Origin of the sequence: Pseudomonas sp. B40(2017), assembly GCF_002112855.1 — a bacterium.
GTDB classification, from domain to species: Bacteria; Pseudomonadota; Gammaproteobacteria; order Pseudomonadales; family Pseudomonadaceae; genus Aquipseudomonas; species Aquipseudomonas pharyngis.
In genome coordinates this window covers 515418-532326 of sequence record NZ_NEIT01000007.1, presented here as the reverse complement: position 1 = coordinate 532326, position 16909 = coordinate 515418, and the positions used below count along the sequence as shown (strand labels likewise).

At 60.3% G+C, this 16909-nt stretch carries 19 protein-coding genes; 8 read left to right on the top strand and 11 right to left on the bottom strand.

The features are described 5' to 3' along the window. Positions 1-5 precede the first annotated feature (5 nt). The 5 genes from CAF76_RS22565 to CAF76_RS22545 are packed head-to-tail and all read left to right on the top strand — an operon-like array spanning position 6 to position 5886. Entirely contained in the window at positions 6-950 is a 945-nt protein-coding gene (locus tag CAF76_RS22565) for a DUF58 domain-containing protein (protein WP_007959332.1), read from the top strand. Then, positions 947-1444 (top strand): DUF4381 domain-containing protein, encoded by a 498-nt coding sequence (locus CAF76_RS22560; protein WP_039766825.1) that lies wholly within the window; start codon positions 947-949, stop codon positions 1442-1444. Before CAF76_RS22565 ends, CAF76_RS22560 begins: the two co-directional genes overlap by 4 nt. Then, positions 1437-2516 carry a VWA domain-containing protein gene (locus tag CAF76_RS22555; RefSeq protein ID WP_085648448.1) on the top strand — a complete coding sequence of 360 codons (1080 nt, stop codon included), beginning with the start codon at positions 1437-1439 and terminating at the stop codon, positions 2514-2516. Before CAF76_RS22560 ends, CAF76_RS22555 begins: the two co-directional genes overlap by 8 nt. Further along, complete coding sequence (locus CAF76_RS22550; protein ID WP_085648447.1) at positions 2513-4249, top strand: tetratricopeptide repeat protein; 1737 nt, start codon at positions 2513-2515, stop codon at positions 4247-4249. The genes CAF76_RS22555 and CAF76_RS22550 overlap by 4 nt, the downstream gene beginning before the upstream one ends. Then, a complete protein-coding gene (locus CAF76_RS22545) occupies positions 4246-5886 on the top strand; it encodes a BatD family protein (protein ID WP_085648446.1) in 1641 nt (546 codons plus the stop codon). Before CAF76_RS22550 ends, CAF76_RS22545 begins: the two co-directional genes overlap by 4 nt. A gap of 143 nt (positions 5887-6029) precedes the next feature. On the opposite strand, the gene CAF76_RS22540 is transcribed toward CAF76_RS22545, so the two are convergent. From CAF76_RS22540 to CAF76_RS22515, 6 genes are all read right to left on the bottom strand, one after another. Then, the gene (locus CAF76_RS22540; RefSeq protein ID WP_237233725.1) at positions 6030-6482 is read right to left on the bottom strand and encodes a hypothetical protein; all 453 of its coding nucleotides are present in this window, start codon (positions 6480-6482) and stop codon (positions 6030-6032) included. A 69-nt stretch (positions 6483-6551) separates the two neighbouring features. Next, the gene (locus CAF76_RS22535; protein ID WP_085610531.1) at positions 6552-6905 is read right to left on the bottom strand and encodes a hypothetical protein; all 354 of its coding nucleotides are present in this window, start codon (positions 6903-6905) and stop codon (positions 6552-6554) included. Between the two features lie 72 nt (positions 6906-6977). Beyond that, positions 6978-7268 carry a hypothetical protein gene (locus tag CAF76_RS22530; protein ID WP_085648445.1) on the bottom strand — a complete coding sequence of 97 codons (291 nt, stop codon included), beginning with the start codon at positions 7266-7268 and terminating at the stop codon, positions 6978-6980. Then, a complete protein-coding gene (locus CAF76_RS22525) occupies positions 7268-7687 on the bottom strand; it encodes a hypothetical protein (protein WP_143491836.1) in 420 nt (139 codons plus the stop codon). The genes CAF76_RS22530 and CAF76_RS22525 overlap by 1 nt, the downstream gene beginning before the upstream one ends. Further along, positions 7684-8067: a contact-dependent growth inhibition system immunity protein gene (locus CAF76_RS22520; RefSeq protein WP_064597226.1), complete on the bottom strand. Its 384-nt coding sequence runs from the start codon at positions 8065-8067 to the stop codon at positions 7684-7686. The genes CAF76_RS22525 and CAF76_RS22520 overlap by 4 nt, the downstream gene beginning before the upstream one ends. Beyond that, entirely contained in the window at positions 8064-8561 is a 498-nt protein-coding gene (locus CAF76_RS22515; RefSeq protein ID WP_064597228.1) for a hypothetical protein, read from the bottom strand. Before CAF76_RS22515 ends, CAF76_RS22520 begins: the two co-directional genes overlap by 4 nt. A gap of 264 nt (positions 8562-8825) precedes the next feature. On the opposite strand from CAF76_RS22515, the gene CAF76_RS22510 reads away from it, so the two are divergent. From CAF76_RS22510 to CAF76_RS22500, 3 genes are read left to right on the top strand one after another with little or no spacing between them, the layout of a single operon-like run. Further along, positions 8826-10070: an exonuclease SbcCD subunit D C-terminal domain-containing protein gene (locus tag CAF76_RS22510; protein ID WP_085648444.1), complete on the top strand. Its 1245-nt coding sequence runs from the start codon at positions 8826-8828 to the stop codon at positions 10068-10070. Further along, positions 10067-13708, top strand: coding sequence for an AAA family ATPase (locus CAF76_RS22505; protein WP_085648443.1), 3642 nt, complete (start codon positions 10067-10069; stop codon positions 13706-13708). The genes CAF76_RS22510 and CAF76_RS22505 overlap by 4 nt, the downstream gene beginning before the upstream one ends. After that, positions 13705-14289: a glutathione S-transferase gene (locus CAF76_RS22500; protein ID WP_085648442.1), complete on the top strand. Its 585-nt coding sequence runs from the start codon at positions 13705-13707 to the stop codon at positions 14287-14289. Before CAF76_RS22505 ends, CAF76_RS22500 begins: the two co-directional genes overlap by 4 nt. Positions 14290-14294: 5 nt before the next feature. Here CAF76_RS22500 and CAF76_RS22495 read toward each other — a convergent pair whose 3' ends face one another. The 5 genes from CAF76_RS22495 to CAF76_RS22475 all read right to left on the bottom strand — a co-directional run bounded on the left by CAF76_RS22495 (position 14295) and on the right by CAF76_RS22475 (position 16833). After that, positions 14295-14552 carry a hypothetical protein gene (locus CAF76_RS22495; protein ID WP_039766855.1) on the bottom strand — a complete coding sequence of 86 codons (258 nt, stop codon included), beginning with the start codon at positions 14550-14552 and terminating at the stop codon, positions 14295-14297. After that, entirely contained in the window at positions 14549-14761 is a 213-nt protein-coding gene (locus tag CAF76_RS22490) for a hypothetical protein (protein WP_085648441.1), read from the bottom strand. The genes CAF76_RS22495 and CAF76_RS22490 overlap by 4 nt, the downstream gene beginning before the upstream one ends. Positions 14762-15016: 255 nt before the next feature. Continuing rightward, positions 15017-15196 (bottom strand): hypothetical protein, encoded by a 180-nt coding sequence (locus tag CAF76_RS22485; RefSeq protein WP_007941320.1) that lies wholly within the window; start codon positions 15194-15196, stop codon positions 15017-15019. 156 nt (positions 15197-15352) lie between these two features. Continuing rightward, on the bottom strand, positions 15353-16528 hold the full coding sequence (locus CAF76_RS22480) for a lactonase family protein (protein WP_085648440.1): 1176 nt from the start codon (positions 16526-16528) through the stop codon (positions 15353-15355). Then, positions 16525-16833 (bottom strand): DUF5629 family protein, encoded by a 309-nt coding sequence (locus CAF76_RS22475; protein WP_085648467.1) that lies wholly within the window; start codon positions 16831-16833, stop codon positions 16525-16527. The genes CAF76_RS22480 and CAF76_RS22475 overlap by 4 nt, the downstream gene beginning before the upstream one ends. Positions 16834-16909 lie beyond the last annotated feature (76 nt).

Here is a 16909-nt window from a genome sequence, read left to right as displayed (position 1 = left end):
CCTCGATGAACGCCTCCCTGCCGTCCGAACCGGGCATCCGCATCAGCCTCGCCGAGCTGATCGAGATGCGTCACCGCGTGCGCGAAGTGCAGCTGTTTTCGACGCCGAGCCAGCGCAGCCCGTTGATCGGCCTGCATCACTCGAAATTCCGTGGTCGCGGCGTCGACTTCGATCAGGTGCGGGTCTATCAGGCCGGCGACGACGTGCGCACCATCGACTGGCGCGTCACCGCGCGGACGCAGGAGCCGCACACCAAACTGTTCCATGAAGAACGCGAACGGCCGATTTTCATCATGGTCGAGCAAAGCACGCGGCTGTTTTTCGGCTCCGGGCTGATGTTCAAGTCGGTGCTCGCGGCGCAGGCGGCGGCGCTGATCGGCTGGGCGGCGCTGGGCCACAACGACCGGGTTGGCGGGCTGGTGTTCGGCGACAACGAGCATTACGAAATCAAACCACGGCGCAGCAAGCAAAGCCTGCTGCAACTGCTCAACCGCTTGGTAAAGGTCAACCAGTCGCTGCACAGCGAGCGGGAGCCGGATCGCGATGCGTTTGGCGTGGCGTTGCGCCGGGCCCGTGAAGTGCTGCGACCGGGCAGTCTGGTGATCGTGATCTGCGACGAGCGCGCACTGTCCGACAGCGCCGAGCAGCAATTGAGCCTGCTGTCGCGCCATTGCGACCTGTTGATGCTGCCGCTGTCCGATCCGCTGGATCACGCCCTGCCCGCCGCCGGACTGCTGAGGTTCGCCGAGCGCGGCGCGCAGCTGGAACTCGACACCCTGAACTTCGATCTGCGCCAGACCTATCGCGCCCAGGCTGAAGCGCGGATCGCTCGCTGGGAACTGCTCGCGCAGAAGCTGCGCGTGCTGCTGATGCCGCTGAGCACCCAGAGCGAAATGGTCGAACAGATGCGCGAATTCCTTAACCCGCAACGCCCGGGGAAAGGTCGATGAACGGCCTCGAACAACTGCAGCCGCTGATCTCCCCGCCACCGATTGCCTTCTGGCCGCCGGCACCGGGCTGGTGGTTGCTGCTTTTGCTGTTGCCGGTGATTGGTTTTGCAGTCTGGCGGCTGCGGCGTTTCATTCCGATCAAGAAAAAACCGGTCGTGCGCGCCGAACTGCCACTGGACCCGGTGCGCATCGCTGCACTCGCGGAACTGGCGCAGATGCCCAAACCCTACGACGGCGCCCCGGCCGGGGCCTGGCTGCAGCAGCTCAACGGCCTGCTCAAGCGCCTGTGCCGCAACCACTATCCCTACAGCCAGAGCCATACCCTCAACGGCCGCAAATGGCTGGCGTTTCTCGACAACCGTTGCCCCGCCGCCGGCCTGACCCGCTGGATGGTGCTCGTCGAAGGCGCCTACAAACCCGAGTGCAAACTCGACGACAAAGCCATCGCCGGCCTGACCCAGGCAGTCGACACCTGGATCCGCAAACATGTTTGAGTTCGCCTGGCCGTGGATCTTTCTGCTGTTGCCGCTGCCGTGGCTGATGCGCCTGGTGCTGCCGGTGGCGGACAGCGGCGAGCCGGCGTTGAAAGTGAGTTTCCTGGGTGACCTGGAAGGCCTTGCTCGCCGTCGCGCCCGGGCCAATCTGCCGGCCTGGCGTCAGCAGGCACCATTTCTGTTGTTGTGGCTGATGTTGCTGACCGCCGCCGCACGCCCGCAATGGCTCGGCGAACCGCTGCCGATTGCCGCCAGCGGTCGTGATCTGCTGGTGGCGGTGGACGTGTCCGGCTCGATGGATTTCCCGGACATGCAATGGAACGACGAAGACGTCAGTCGCCTGTCGCTGGTCCAGCATTTGCTCGGTGATTTTCTCGAAAGCCGCGATGGCGACCGCGTCGGTCTGATCCTGTTTGGCAGCCAGGCTTATCTGCAAGCACCACTGACGTTTGACCGGCGCACCGTTCGGGTCTGGCTCGATGAAGCGCGGATCGGCATCGCCGGCAAGAACACCGCGATTGGCGACGCCATCGGCCTGGCCCTGAAGCGCCTGCGCATGCGTCCGGCCCAGAGCCGGGTGCTGATTCTGGTCACCGACGGCGCCAACAATGGCGGCGAAATCGACCCGCTGACCGCCGCAAAACTGGCCGCCAGCGAAGGCGTGAAAATCTATCCGATCGGTATCGGTGCCGATCCCGAAGAAAGCGGCGCCACGGCGTTGCTCGGCGGCAATCCGACTCTCGATCTCGACGAACCGGCGCTCAAGTCCATCGCCGAGGTCACCGGCGGGCGTTACTTCCGCGCCCGCGACGGTAAGCAGTTGCAAGCGATCAAGGACACCCTCGATCAGCTCGAACCGGTGACTCAGCAACCGACCCAGGCCCGCCCGGCGCAGGCGTTGTATCAATGGCCGCTGGCATTCGCGCTGCTGCTGAGCATTTTGCTGGTGGCCCGCGTGTTGTGGCCGGACAACCCGCTGCAACGGCTGTTCACCAAGGAGCTGTATCTGCAAAGTCCCCTGCCTGACTGGCGCGAACGCCTCAAGCGCCTGCGCTTGCGGAGGCGCCGATGATCGTCCTGTGGCCGCACTGGTTCCGTCCCTGGTGGCTGTTGCTGCTGCCGTTGCTCGGCTGGCTGATCTGGCAGCTCTGGCACCGGCAGAAACGCGCGGGTCGCTGGCAGATGATTCTGCCGCCGGCCTTCCACGCCACGCTGCTCAGTGGCGGCAGTGGTCGTGACAGCAAGTTGCCGTGGGTCGCCCTGAGCGTGGCCTGGCTGCTGACGATTCTGGCGTTGCTCGGGCCGAGCTGGGAACGGGTCGAACAGACCAGCCAGAAACCCGCCGATCCGTTGGTGGTGGTGCTGGAGCTGACCCCGGAAATGCTCGCCACCGATTCGCCGCCAACGCGACTGGAACAGGCCCGGCGCAAGCTGTTCGACCTGTTGCAGGTGCGCAGCGACGCCCAGACCGCCATCGTTGTTTACGCCGGCAGCGCCCATACGCTGGTGCCGCTGTCGGATGACCTGGCGACCAGCCGCAACCTGCTCGACGCGCTCAAGCCTTCGCTGATGCCGGAAAGCGGCCATCGCGCCGATCTGGCAGTGGGCAAGGCGCTGGCGTTGCTCAAGCAGGGTGCGTTGGGTCAGGGGCGGATTCTGCTGATTGGCTCTTCGCTGTCGGAAGAAGAACGCCAAGGCATTCGCAATGCGCTGAGCGGCCAATCGGCGCAGTTGTTGATGCTCGGTGTCGGCACCGCCGAGGGCGCGCCGATTGCTCAGGAAGACGGCAGTTTCCTCAAGGATGCCCAGGGCGCAATCCGCGTGCCGCAACTCGACAGCCCGGGCCTCGGCGCCTTCCTCAACGCGGTCGGCGGCGAGTACCGCAGCGCACGGCTGGATGAATCCGATCTGGGCGACCTCGGCCTGCTCGATGGCCCGCGCAGCCTGCGCGACGATGGCCAGACCGTGCGCCTCGACACCTGGGCCGATCAGGGTTACTGGCTGCTGTTGCCGCTGTTGTTGCTCGCCGCGTGCGCCGGGCGGCGTGGCTGGCTGTTCTGCCTGCCGCTGCTTCTGGCATTGCCGCAACCGAGCTATGCCTTCGACTTCGAGGACCTGTGGCTGCGCCCCGACCAACAAGGCCTGCACCTGCTCAAACAGAAGCGCCCGGCCGAAGCGGCGAAGCATTTCGAAGATCCGCAATGGCAAGGGGTGGCGTTGTACGAGGCCGGCGACTACAGTGGCGCCGCTCAGCGTTTCGCCGAGGGCAATGACGCCCACGCCCACTACAATCGTGGCAATGCCCTGGCCAGAAGCGGCGAGCTGGAAGCGGCGCTGGATGCCTACGAACAGGCCCTGGAACGTCAGCCGGATCTGCGTCCGGCGCTGACCAACAAGGCGCTGGTGGAAAACCTGCTGAAACAGAAAAACGCCCCGCCGCCGGCCGAACCGCAAGACAAACCGGCGCAGCCAAACCTACCGGGCGATGAACCACCGCCAACGACCGCACCACCACCAGCGGTCAAAAGCGAAACGCACAGCGAGCCGCAGACCGGCGAATCCGCCAGCGAACCGCCACCGACCACTCCGCCGCTGCCGGGTGCCAACGAGCTGCCGGACAGCGAACCGGGCGAGGAACACAACACCCCGCCGCTGCTGCGCCCCAATGAGGACACTCTCGAAGGCGAGCAACAGCAGGCGCTGGAACAATGGCTGGGCAAGATCCCGGATGATCCGGGCGAACTGCTGCGACGCAAATTCTGGTACGAACAGCAACAACATCAGGATCAGGAAAACATTCGATGACCCGTTTCACCGCTCTCTTGCTGCCCCTGCTGATCTGCACGGCCACCGCCCAGGCGGCCGAGCTGACGGCCAGTGTGGATCGCAGTCGCCTGAACTCCGGCGAGACGGTGGAACTCACCCTCGAATCCAACGATGTCACGCAGTTCGGCAAACCGGACCTGAGCCCGCTGGAGCCGCTGTTCGAAGTGCGCGGCACGCGTCAGGTCAACCAGTTGAACACGCTAAACGATGACAACCGCGCTACCACGCGCTGGATCATCACATTGCTGCCCAAGCAGAACGGCAGCGTTGAAATCCCGCCGCTGAAACTGGGCGACGTCGAGAGCCAGCCGATCACCGTGCAAGTGATCGAGAGCGACACCCGCGAAGAAAACAATGCCCGCGAACCGGTGTTCATCGAAGCCAGCCTCGACCAGACCAGCGTTTACGTGCAGGCCCAGGCAATCCTGACGTTGCGCATCTACCATTCGGTGTCGCTGTACGACGACAGCAGCCTGACGCCATTGCAGATCGCCGATGCGCGCATCGAGCAACTGGGCGACATGCGCACCTACGAAAAAGACATCAACGGTGTGCGCCATGGCGTGATCGAGATGCGCTACGCGATCTATCCGCAGCACAGCGGTCTGCTGAGCATCGCCCCGCAGACCTTCAGCGCCACACTGGTCGATACCCAACCCTCGCAGGACGCCACGGCGCAGGGGCCGAAGCCGGGCAAACTGATGCACATCAGCTCCGCCGCGACTTCGCTGACGGTCAAACCCAAACCGATGACCTACCCCAGCGATGCGCCGTGGCTGCCGGCTCGCAGCCTGAGCCTGAGCGAAAGCTGGAACCCGGAGCCGGAGCACACTCAGGTCGGCGACTCCCTGACCCGCAGCCTGACCCTCAAGGCCGAAGGCCTGGCCAGCTCGCAACTGCCCGCCCTGCCCGCCACCGAAGCCAACGGCCTGCGCCGCTACCCGGACCAACCGGTGCTGAACAACCAGAGCAGCGACCGCGGCCTGATCGGCAGCCGCGAAGAACGCGAAGCGCTGGTGCCGAGCCGCAGCGGCGCGATCGAGTTGCCAACGGTGGACGTGGTCTGGTGGAACACCTTCGAAGATCACCTAGAACACACCAGCCTGCCGGCGCGCACCCTGCAAGTGGCGAACAACCCGAGCCTGCAAGTCGACACCCCGGCAGGCAACGCGCAACCGCTCAGCGTCGCCGACAGCGAAGCCTTGTGGTGGTGGAAGCTCAGCACGTTCGTTTTCGCCTGCACCACCCTGCTCGGCTTCGGCCTCTGGTGGCGTGCCCGCTGGCAACCGGCAATCCTGCGCGCCGCCCAAACCGGCCCGAGCCCGCGCACCCTGCTCGACGACATCAAACGCGCCAGCCAGGCCAACGACCCCCACGCCACCCGCCAGGCCCTCGACGCCTGGGCCCGTCAGCAGCCGGAAACACTGGCGGACATGGCGGCGCGGTTTGTGCCGCTGTCGGATGCGCTCGATGGTTTGAACGGCGCGCTGTACAGCGAGACCGGGCAGCATTGGCAGGGTGAGGATCTGTGGCGGGCGATCCGGACGATTCCGACGGCGGAGCGGGTGCAGGATCCGGTCGGTGATAGTGGGTTGCCGCCGCTTTATCCGAAGTAGTTGCAGTCCAATAGAAGCTTTTGCCCGTAAACTCTCTTCTTTTTTCGCCGCGTTTTTTTCCTGCGGCCATCACCTCTTTATATTGCGGAGTCAAGACAAAAAGGGGACAGATTTATTTAATCAAATAAATCTGTCCCCTTTTGCTACTGGGCAAGAAATCCCATGTCACCCGAGTTAACAGTAAGCACTGCTTGCTCATACCCCTCAAGGTCATCGCCCAACCAGGGCTCATCAGGTCGGAGCACATGAACCTTGACCGTTGCACCGAATTCGTCGGTTGAAACGCTCCCCTGAAGAACACCCGGCAGACCGAATTTATTCCATTGATCAAGTACCAGGGACAACCAGGAAATAGCGGTGGCTAATAAATCATCGCTGACATAATCATCAATATGAACCGAGTTCACGAAACACTCATAACCGGTTCTATCAGGGAAGCTATCGAGGCTCATATGACTTTGAGGATTCAGAGCTGCGATAAAAATACAACCATCACGCTCCACAAAATCAGAACGTGCAATACGCTCTAGCTCACCCTCGATAACAACGAGTGGCAGGTCAGCCAGCAGCGATTCCATTGCCTTGTTAGCTTTCACAGCAATCCTCAAACATAGTAAAAAAAGGGACAGATTTATTTAATAAAAAAGCCCCCTTTCCTTTCACTTTCATGTCTTGTCGTAAACATAGTCGTCAGGTATTTCTTGCCACTCGGCTTCTCTGACCAGTGCATCGAAATCATCAAATATTCCTCTAAAAAAATTTGACAGATCCAAAAAACCCGTACGCGCCCTCCCCGCCGCCACACACAACTCAACGTCATCTTTATTTTTCAATGCTTGCGCGACTCTCGAAACATCGGACACAGCGTTACCCATCAATTCCGACAGTTCGTCATTCCAATTCAGCCTATAGTCGGCCGCCCAACTCTCAGCCTCGAAAGTTCCCCACTTTTCGGCAATCAAGTCAATCAACGTCTTTCGGAACACTTCTCCATCCTTCATCGCAACCCCTGCGGTCATTTATCGCCTTTTTCGCTTTTCGATCCTGAGCAACGAGTTTCCACTTTTATCTGGCTCATTGTCTGTTAGCACCTACTTCATAAACTCGCCAGGAACCGCCCTTCCCGTTTCGATATCAATCTCAAACATACCACCATCCCATCTATAACCTTTAAGCCCCCTCTCATTGAGGATGATATTTGTGAAGGGACCTGCATGGGCGTCAAAGTCAGAAAAAACTTGCCAAACCCTACGACCGACTTCACCCATTAAATAGATATTGCTCGCACACTCAAGTTCACCGAAAAGTGCTTCTTGCCCAAGTCGATCAATCAGCACAACACTCAAGGATTCTGCGACCTTAATTACTTTTGAAGTCTTCATCAGGCGCGATAAAGCTCTACATACACAGCCTCGACGATGGCGTCATCTTCTTCGAAGTCAGGCACGTAAAACTTCAAACCCATATCAACAACATCAAAACCCGAGTTATTGAAAACCAGCGTTTGTCCTCGGCTTTTCAGAAACCGCTGTATCACCAGAGCATCTTCACCGACCAGTTTCTGATCCCCCCAAACAAGCTCACTCCACTTTAAAAATTCAACACCAACGACAATGAAACTCTCATCAAAGTACATGTGAACGCCTAGATCATCATAAGCATCCGTCGGCACTGCCGAATCTTCAGTCTTGAAAAACTCATCAAACTTTCCACCAAGGGTCGCTCGGGACTGGTCTCGCGTCATACCAGCGCGAATCAATCCCAGATCACCGCGACCCAACAAGCTAAAAATCATAGTCATCTCAAGCAACCTGTCAGGGCTGAAGCAGCCTTTAACAGCTCGGCGTCAGCACTCAAGCGATTCACTTCGGCCACAGCTACAACAGCCTTGCGGGATGCTTCGACATTCTCGTGCCAATACACAGTTCTCAAACCCGCCAGCGCGACCAGCAATTCTCCGTCATATCTATCGCCTTCCAGGACGTCTTCGGTCAGTAAAGCGATGCCGATGGGCAACAATTCCCGCACATGCAAATCCTGCCTCAATGCACGACAGACATCTCCCACACTCAAGCAATCCAAGGGCGTATCGCGCACGGACAAATACCATTCATCCAACGACGAGAGCTTTACCGGGGGCCCGTAAACATCCGGTCCTTGCTCCAGGTCCCGAAACCTCATGCCTCGGCTCCCGGACTCAACGATCCAACCTGGTAGAAAGTAATATCCGGGCCATAGTTCTGCTCCGAGTTCGACACCTCTACACAAAACACCTTCTCTGGAAATTTTTCTTTCAGCACCATGCGCCACGCGAAACCGATCACATTGCACAATTGAAGAAACACGTCATCCGAAACACCAGCAGCAACCTGGCCAAAAACGTCATAGATCCTCACAACATTCAATAACTTTTCAGTCTTTGAAATATCACCAGAGGTAAGGCCAGAACACCTATCAAGCACTTCAGTCGAGAAATTCCGCGCTAAAAATACGCCACCCTCTTTCACCACAAAATCCGGGAAAAGCATTTTTGAAAACAACAGAATATGTTCGGGCTGGCATTGATCGAAGATGTACGAATAAACGTCCAGGCCTTCCTGATTCGACCACTGTTTTTTCCAGGAAAAATACGCTGGATTGTCAGTAACGGAAGGTATCGAATTAACCCGTTTCATTACGCTTGCTCCAGACTCTATGTCTCTGTGAGCTATCGTGGCGTGCGGGTTGAAGCACGACGAGTCGCCAGACCCCAAAAACGATATCAATATAGTGGCGCGATGGTAGGTAACCGGTGCCGAGTCGTCAATTAATGGGTTCACCGAGATCGCGGCCGCCATCTCCCGGACAAGCCTACCCGCCGCAATAATCTGTAAACTCTCCCCTCTTTCGCCGCCCTCTCATCCCGGCGGCCATCACCTTTTTATATTGCGGAGTCAGCCTTGCGTCTGTTTCACACCTCCGACTGGCACCTTGGGCAGAACCTGCACGGCCAGGAGCGCGATTTCGAGCACGCCTGTTTTCTCGAGTGGCTGCTGCGTCAATTGAGGCTGGCGCAGCCGGACGTGCTGCTGATTGCCGGCGACATCTTCGACACGGTCAATCCGCCGGTCAAAGCCCAGGAACGCCTCTACGATTTCATCGTCAGCGCCCACGAACAGCAACCGTTGCTGACCATCGTGATGATCGCCGGCAACCACGATTCCGGTTCGCGGATCGAACTGCCCGCGCCGTTGATGCGGCGTTTGCGTACCCATGCGCTGGGCCGGGTGTTATGGCTGGACGACGGGCAGCTGGATGCGGAACGCCTGCTGTTGCCGCTGCCGGACGCCACCGGTGAAATCGCTGCATGGTGCCTGGCGCTGCCGTTCCTGCGGCCTGCCGAAGTGACCGGCGCGCATCTGGGCGACAACTATTTGCGCGGCATTTGCCAGGTGCATGAATGGCTGATCGAAGCGGCGAACGCCAAGCGTCAGCCGGGTCAGGCATTGGTCGCCATCAGCCACGCGCACATGGCCGGCGGCTCGGTGTCGGAAGATTCCGAGCGCAGCCTGATCATCGGTAACGCCGAAGCTCTGCCTGCCAGCCTGTTCGGGCCGAGCATCAGCTATGTCGCGCTCGGCCATTTGCACAAGCCGCAGAAGGTCAATGGCGAAGAAAGAATTCGCTACAGCGGCTCGCCGATCCCGTTGTCGTTTTCGGAAATCAGTTATCAGCACCAGGTGCTCGACGTCGTTCTGGACGGCGAAACCCTGGTCAGCGTCGAGCCATTGCTGATCCCCCGCTCCGTAAACTTGCAGCGCCTCGGCCCAGCGCCGCTGGCCGAAATTCTGCTGCAACTGGCGGACCTGCCGAACATCGACCTGCTGGCCGAAACCCAGCGCCAGCCGTGGCTGGAAGTGCGGGTGCGTCTCGACGAACCGCAACCGGACCTGCGCCATCAGGTCGAAAGCGCCCTGCAAGGCAAGGCTGTGCGGCTGGTGCGGATCGCCGCCGAATACGCCGGCAACCGTGGCGCTGATGGTGCCGAGGACGGCAGCGCGCTGATTGAACTGGACCAGCTTACGCCGCAGGAATTGTTCAGCCGCGCCTGGCTCGACAACTACGGCAGCGAAGTCGACGAGCAAACCCTGAAGGACTTCGCCGAGCTGCTGCAAGACGTGCAAATGGAGGGCGAGCAGCCATGAAGATTCTCGCCATTCGTTTGAAAAACCTCGCGTCGCTGGCCGGCCCGTTCGAGATCGACTTCACCGCCGAACCACTGGCCAGCGCCGGTCTGTTCGCGATCACCGGCCCCACCGGCGCCGGTAAAAGCACTCTGCTCGATGCCTTGTGCCTGGCGCTGTTCGGCGCCGTGCCGCGACTGAACAACACCGGGCGTGACGCCAAGGTGCCGGACGCCGACGGCGAAATCGCCACCGGCGACCCGCGCACCCTGCTGCGTCGCGGCACCGGTGAAGGCTTTGCCGAAGTGGATTTTGTCGGCGTCGATGGCCGCAGGTATCGCGCGCGCTGGGAAGCCAACCGCGCCCGGGAAAAGGCCGGCGGCAAGTTGCAGGCCAGCCGTCAGAGCCTGCGCGACATCGATCAGGATCAACTGCTCGCCAGCCAGAAAGGCGAGTACAAGACTCAGCTCGAGGCCGCGCTGGGCTTGAACTTCGAACAGTTCACCCGCGCGGTGCTGCTGGCCCAGAGCGAGTTCAGTGCGTTCCTCAAGGCCGACGATAACGACCGCAGCGAACTGCTGGAAAAGCTCACCGACACCGCGCTCTACACACGACTCGGCCGCCGCGCGTTCGACAAGACCAAAGAGGCCCGCGAAGCCCACAAGCAGTTGCAGGATCAGGCCACCGGCGTGACTCCGCTGGCCCCCGAAGCCCGCGCCGAACTCGATGAGCGCTTCAATGCCGCCCAGCAACAACTGAAGTTGCAGCAGGCGCAGCTCAAGCAGATCGAGCAACAGCACGACTGGCTCAGGGAGCTGTTGCGGCTGCAAGACTCGCAACAAGCCGCCGCCGAGCAACTGCGCAGCGCCGAGCATGAACGCGAATCGCTGGCCGGAGAACGTCTGAAACTGACACGCCTGGAACAGCTCGCCCCGCAACGGCACCAGTTCGCCCGCAAAACCGAACTGGATGTACTGCTGACGCCACTGGCGGAACAGATCAGCGTGCACACCCGGCAACAAAGCGAACTGGCTGAGCGCCAGACGCGACTGGAACAGGATCTCGCCGCAGCGCAGATCGCCCTGACCCAGGCGCAAACGCAGCTGAGCGAAAGCGCTCCGCTGTTGCGCCAGGCTTTCGAGGAGCAAAGCACCCTCGCCCGCCTCGCCAAGGACGTTGCGTCCGGCACCGAAGCGAAGCACGCCGCAGAGCAAGCCTGCACTCAGGGCCAAAGCACGATCCAGTCCCTGCTCGATCAGCAAAAACAGGTTGCCGAGCGCCTGCAACGTATCGCCGCTGATCTTGAGCAAAGTGCTCATCTGGCACCGTTGAGCGAAGCGTGGAATGCCTACCGCGACCGCTTGCAGCAACTGATGCTGATCGGCAATCGGTTGAACAAGGGCCAAAGCGAACTCGCTTCCCTCGAAGAAAACGCCACTCGCGCCAGCGAAGCGCTCGCCACGCAGAAGCAACAGCTGGAAGTGCTGTTCAAGGAAGCCGGCGCCGAGCCGGACGCCGTCGCCGAGCAGATCGGCATCCTCGGCACTCTGTTGCAGGACAACCGCAAGCAACTGCGTGCCATCGAAGAGCTGACGCGCCTGTGGGCCAGTCAGCAGGAGCTGGACAAACGCAGTGCCGAGCTGCAACAGCGTCAGCTCGATGCGCAACAGGAACGCGAGCGCCTGACCCAGGACGGGGTGAACACCAAGTCCGAGCTGACCGTCGCCGAACAGACCCTCAACGTCACCCGTGAACTGCTCGAGCGTCAGCGTCTGGCCCGCAGTGCCAGTGTCGAAGAGCTGCGCGCGCAGTTGCAGGACGACCAGCCGTGCCCGGTCTGCGGCAGCAACGAGCATCCGTATCATCAGCCGGAAGCCCTGCTGCAAAGCCTCGGCCGTCACGATGAAAGCGAGCAGGCCAGCGCGCAGCAAGCAGTCGATCAACTGAAGGAAAAACTCACCGAGCTGCGCGCCAGTGTCGGTGGCGTGATTGCCCAACAGAAAGAGTTGCTGCAACAGCAGGAACAACTGGCTGCTCAGCAACAATCGCTGACGCCGAGCATCGAGGCGCATCCGCTGGCGGCATCGTTGCTGAATCAGGACAGTGACAAACGCGCTGCGTGGCTGACTCGCCAGAATGAACAGCTGAACCAGAGCATCACCCAGGACGAACAACGCCAGACCGCCCTGCTCACGCTGCAACAGGACGCGGCGCGCCTGACCCAGCAATTGCGTCAGGCCGAGACGGCGCACCAGCAAGCGGCGCAGCACCTGAGCAATCAGCAACGCGAACTGAGCGCTGACCGCCAGCGTCTGGACGAAGAGCTGGCGGCCTTCGCCACACTGCTGCCCAGCGACACCCTCGACGCCCTGCGCGCCGACCCGGCTGCCACCTTCATGCAGCTTGACCGGCAGATTGCCGAACGTCTGGCGCAAGTCGATCAGCAGAAGGAAGAACTGGCCGAACAGCAACAGCGCCAGCAGACGCTCGAGAAAGAACAGGACCGCCAACAGGGCCGTGTGCAGCAGCTGCAAAACGCTGAACAGCAACTCAACACGCTGACCGAACAGCAACTCGCCAGCCAGGAAAAACTGGCGCAATTGTTGGGCGATCACACCTGCGCCGAGCATTGGCAGCAGCAACTGGAACAGGCCGTGGAACAGGCGCGCAACGCCGAATCCACGACGACTCAGGCGTTGCAGGAAGCGCGTACGCAGTGGGTGCAAATCGCCGCCGAACTCAAGGCGCAGCAAGAGCGTCTGCAAGCGCTGGAAACCGAGGACCGCGAACTGGCCGGCAAGATTGCCGACTGGCGCGCCCGTCATCCGGAGCTGGATGACGGCGGCCTCGAAGACCTGCTGCGGATTGATGACGCGCAAGTTGATGAGCTGCGCCAGCGCTTGCAGCACAACGAAAAAGCCATTGAACAGGCCAAGGTGTTGTTGCAGGAACGCGATCAGCGTCTGCTCGAACATCAGGGCCAACACAACGGCAACCTGGATGCAGAACAACTCGCCAGCGCCCTCGCCGACCTGCAAAACCAGTGCACGGCCAGCGAACAGCAATGCGCCGAACTGCGCGCCGAGCAGGCCGAAGACCAGCGGCGCCAGAACGCCAATCAAGCGCTCGCGCAGCAGATCGCCGATGCCTATGCCGAATATCAGCGCTGGGCGCGGCTCAATGCGCTGATCGGCTCGGCCACTGGCGACACCTTCCGCAAGATCGCCCAGGCTTACAACCTCGACCTGCTGGTGCATCACGCCAACGTGCAGCTGCGGCAACTGGTCAAGCGCTACCGCCTCAAGCGCGGCGGCAGCATGCTCGGCCTGCTGGTGATGGACACCGAAATGGGCGACGAACTGCGCTCGGTGCATTCGCTGTCCGGCGGCGAAACGTTTCTGGTGTCGCTGGCCCTCGCCCTGGGCCTGGCTTCGATGGCGTCGAGCACGTTGAAGATCGAATCGCTGTTCATCGACGAAGGCTTCGGCAGTCTCGATCCGGAATCCCTGCAACTGGCCATGGACGCCCTCGACGGCTTGCAGGCTCAAGGGCGCAAGGTTGCGGTGATTTCCCACGTACAGGAAATGCACGAACGGATTCCGGTACAGATTCAGGTGCAGCGACAAGGCAACGGTTTGAGCACGCTGGAGGTGAAATGAACACGCTGTATTCCTTCCGCCGCTGCCCGTACGCGATGCGGGCACGGATGGCCCTGCGTTATTCGGGCGTGCCGGTGGAGATCGTCGAAGTCAGCCTCAAGGCCAAACCGGCCCAGATGCTGGCGATCTCGCCCAAGGGCACGGTGCCGGTGCTGGATGCGGGTGGTCAGGTGATCGACGAAAGCCTGGAGATCATGCACTGGGCGCTGGCGCAGAACGATCCGGATAACTGGTTGCTGGGTGGCGATTCAAGGATCGCCGAGTTGATTGAAGCCAACGATCAAGTGTTCAAGATTCACTTGAATCGCTACAAGTACGCCGAGCGTTATCCGGAACAGCCGATGGAGGTTTATCGCGCCGAAGGTGCTCTGTTCTTGCAGAAACTGGATGAGTTGTTCGAGGGTCGTGATTACTTGTTGACCGGGCACCCGAGCCTGGCCGATATCGCGCTGTTGCCGTTCGTTCGCCAGTTTGCTCACGTTGATCGTGACTGGTTTGCGCAGACGCCTTACGTGCGATTGCAGGCCTGGTTGCAGCGGTTTCTGGAATCGGAGCTGTTCACCGGCATCATGAAAAAGTAGGCGCGTTACGCCAACACTTCACACATGCCGATGGCCGAGCAATCCACTTCGAACGGGCCGAGAAAACCGCTGGCGGTTTTCGCTGGCGGATTGCCGGCCAGCAGCCCCAGCGCATTGGCCCGTTCGATGTTGTGCGCGATGTTGTGGTTGGCCTCTATGGCCCGGGCCAGCCCGCCGACCGAGCCTTGGCCGAATCCCAACAGGGAAGCGCCGTTGGTCATGAACGCCAGTCCGGCAATGACCCAGAGTCTGTAGCCTTTCATGCTCCGCCGACTCCCGTGAGTTCAGCTGAACCGACCGCTGCGTTTTGCGAGCGAAGTTCGAACTGGATGCCGGGATGTGCAACGTCGATCGGTGCTTCGAAGCTGTGTTGCGACTGCGACGCCAGACTGACAAACAGCACCATGACCAGGTACAGACCGATGGCCACGTAGGCGCCGCGTTTGGCGGAAGTGATGATTGAACTGGCCATGATGTGTGCTCCGTGGACAATGTTTCGAGGTCCACAGAATCGATCAAAAAAGCCGGGGTATCCACTCAGGGTTTTCCATAGTAACCATCAGCTTCGTTGATTATTTAGCCGATCTATCTCGTCGTTTGAAAATAGCTATCGTTGGTCGTTGCGCAGGCAAAAAACTGCCCAAGGCTGCGATCTTTTGATTTTGCTTTTTGAGAAACAAGATCAAAGGATCGCAGCCTTGGGCAGTTCCAGGGCGTAACGGAAATTTCAGTGTTGAGCTTTGTGATCCAGCGCGGCGTAGAAGTTGGCGCTTTGTTGCAGGTATTTCTGGGTGTAGCTCTGGGTGTGGGATTTTTTGTCGCTGATTTCAACGTTGGCACTGGCTGGCAGAGCCACGGTGGCGGAGATGGCGGAAGCGGCAATTACGGAGAAGAGATTGAAGTTCATGGCGGTAACCCTCGTGTTCAGTTGGCTTGCTTGCCCGGTTGGGCCGTGGAGCAAACTTAACGCTCGAGGGTTGATCGCTTGAAATGCTTTGCAACATTACCTGTTATCAGCAGGATTAATACATAGCTTCAGGCCCCGTAGAACGGGGCCTGCGGCTTATTGACGCATGAGGAACTTGATATCGCTCGGGGCGTCCATCGGCAGTTTTTGTACGGTTTTGCCCAGCAGACCGGTCTTGCTGTCGCGCTCGACCACGACAATCTGATTGCTCTTCTGATTGGCGATCAGCAGGAATTTGCCGCTTGGGTCGAGGCTGAACTCACGGGGGTGATCGCCTTCCACCGAACGTCGCTGCAACTCTTTGAGCTGACCGGACGCCGGATCAATCGCGAACACCAGCAGCTGATTGGCCGTGCCACGGTTGCTGACATAGAGGAATTTGCCGTCGGCGGACGTGTGCAACGCGGCGGCAGCCTTGTCCGAGGTCGGTTGACCGGCCGCCAAATCGACCAGTTGCGTCTGGGTCAGCACGCCGTCGTGGTAATCGAACACCGCAACCTGGGCGCTCATTTCCATGGTCAGCCAGGCGTGTTTGCCGTCGGCGCTGAACAACAGATGACGCGGGCCGCTGCCCGCGGGCAAAGGCACAGAAGCGGTCATCGCCGGCGTCAATGGCAAGTCCGGGTTGGCCTTGGGATCGAACAGGTAGACAAAGACCTTGTCCGCGCCCAGGTCATTGGAGAACACATAACGACCGTCCGGCGAGGAAACCGTCGAGTGCACGTGGTTCGAGGCCTGACGCTCGAGATTGATCCGGCTTGCCGGGTGCGCGCTCATCTGCACCACCGGTTTGAGCTTGCCGTCGCTGCCCACCGGCAATACCGCGAGGGTGCCGCCCGGATCTTCCATCACCGAATAGTTGCTGACAAACAGATGGCTGGCGTCGCCGCTGAGGCTGGAATGGGTCGGCTCGTTGCCCAGGCTCTGGACCTGATTGATCAGGGTCAGGGCATGGGTCTTCGGATCGATGGAATAACTGCTGACGCGACCGACCGGGTCTTTCTGGCCAGGACCGTTTTCGTTGACCACGAACAGCCGGCGCTGATCCTTCGACAGGGTCAGCCATGACGGGTTTTCGCTCTTGATCACTTGCAGTGGTTTGGTGTCGATCTGGCCGGTGGCGCTGTCGAAGCTCATCCGGTAGATGCCTTCGCTGGTATCGGCGGTGTAGGAGCCCACCAAAAACTGGAAGCTCTCGGCCGAGGCGCTGGAAAGGCCCATCGCGCCGACGCTGCCGGCCATCAGCAATGGCCAGAATTTACGCATGTTCATTCGGTTTCTTCCTCGTCGTCGGCGCTGCTCAGTACATCACCGAGGCACACCAAGCGGTGCTCGCCAACGGTTTTGGTGTCGCTGGCAAAACCGACGATCAGCCAACTCTGCAAATCTTGATCAAACGTCGCCGCTGCCACCTGCGCCGGGGTGAACTCCCAATGCTTGGCTGCCCGGCCATCGATGCATTCGATGTGCAGGTTGTCGTCTTCGTCGAGGGCGAATTCGAAAGCGTGCAGGCCGTCGATTTCGACCATACCGCAGTGTTCGAGGGCGTTGAGAAGGGTGTCGGTTACGGCAGTCATGGCAATCATGTCTTTCAGGGGGAAAGGGGCAATGATAGCTCAAAGCAGCTGCTGAGCCTGCCTGTGGGAGCGAGCC

Bases quoted from the DNA above. Each gene is read 5' to 3' on its own strand.
- CAF76_RS22565 (WP_007959332.1), top strand. From the start codon at position 6: ATGAACGCCTCCCTGCCGTCCGAACCGGGCATCCGCATCAGCCTCGCC.
- CAF76_RS22560 (WP_039766825.1), top strand. From the start codon at position 947: ATGAACGGCCTCGAACAACTGCAGCCGCTGATCTCCCCGCCACCGATT.
- CAF76_RS22555 (WP_085648448.1), top strand. From the start codon at position 1,437: ATGTTTGAGTTCGCCTGGCCGTGGATCTTTCTGCTGTTGCCGCTGCCG.
- CAF76_RS22550 (WP_085648447.1), top strand. From the start codon at position 2,513: ATGATCGTCCTGTGGCCGCACTGGTTCCGTCCCTGGTGGCTGTTGCTG.
- CAF76_RS22545 (WP_085648446.1), top strand. From the start codon at position 4,246: ATGACCCGTTTCACCGCTCTCTTGCTGCCCCTGCTGATCTGCACGGCC.
- CAF76_RS22535 (WP_085610531.1), bottom strand. From the start codon at position 6,905: ATGACCGCAGGGGTTGCGATGAAGGATGGAGAAGTGTTCCGAAAGACG.
- CAF76_RS22530 (WP_085648445.1), bottom strand. From the start codon at position 7,268: ATGAAGACTTCAAAAGTAATTAAGGTCGCAGAATCCTTGAGTGTTGTG.
- CAF76_RS22525 (WP_143491836.1), bottom strand. From the start codon at position 7,687: ATGACTATGATTTTTAGCTTGTTGGGTCGCGGTGATCTGGGATTGATT.
- CAF76_RS22520 (WP_064597226.1), bottom strand. From the start codon at position 8,067: ATGAGGTTTCGGGACCTGGAGCAAGGACCGGATGTTTACGGGCCCCCG.
- CAF76_RS22515 (WP_064597228.1), bottom strand. From the start codon at position 8,561: ATGAAACGGGTTAATTCGATACCTTCCGTTACTGACAATCCAGCGTAT.
- CAF76_RS22505 (WP_085648443.1), top strand. From the start codon at position 10,067: ATGAAGATTCTCGCCATTCGTTTGAAAAACCTCGCGTCGCTGGCCGGC.
- CAF76_RS22500 (WP_085648442.1), top strand. From the start codon at position 13,705: ATGAACACGCTGTATTCCTTCCGCCGCTGCCCGTACGCGATGCGGGCA.
- CAF76_RS22495 (WP_039766855.1), bottom strand. From the start codon at position 14,552: ATGAAAGGCTACAGACTCTGGGTCATTGCCGGACTGGCGTTCATGACC.
- CAF76_RS22490 (WP_085648441.1), bottom strand. From the start codon at position 14,761: ATGGCCAGTTCAATCATCACTTCCGCCAAACGCGGCGCCTACGTGGCC.
- CAF76_RS22485 (WP_007941320.1), bottom strand. From the start codon at position 15,196: ATGAACTTCAATCTCTTCTCCGTAATTGCCGCTTCCGCCATCTCCGCC.
- CAF76_RS22480 (WP_085648440.1), bottom strand. From the start codon at position 16,528: ATGAACATGCGTAAATTCTGGCCATTGCTGATGGCCGGCAGCGTCGGC.
- CAF76_RS22475 (WP_085648467.1), bottom strand. From the start codon at position 16,833: ATGACTGCCGTAACCGACACCCTTCTCAACGCCCTCGAACACTGCGGT.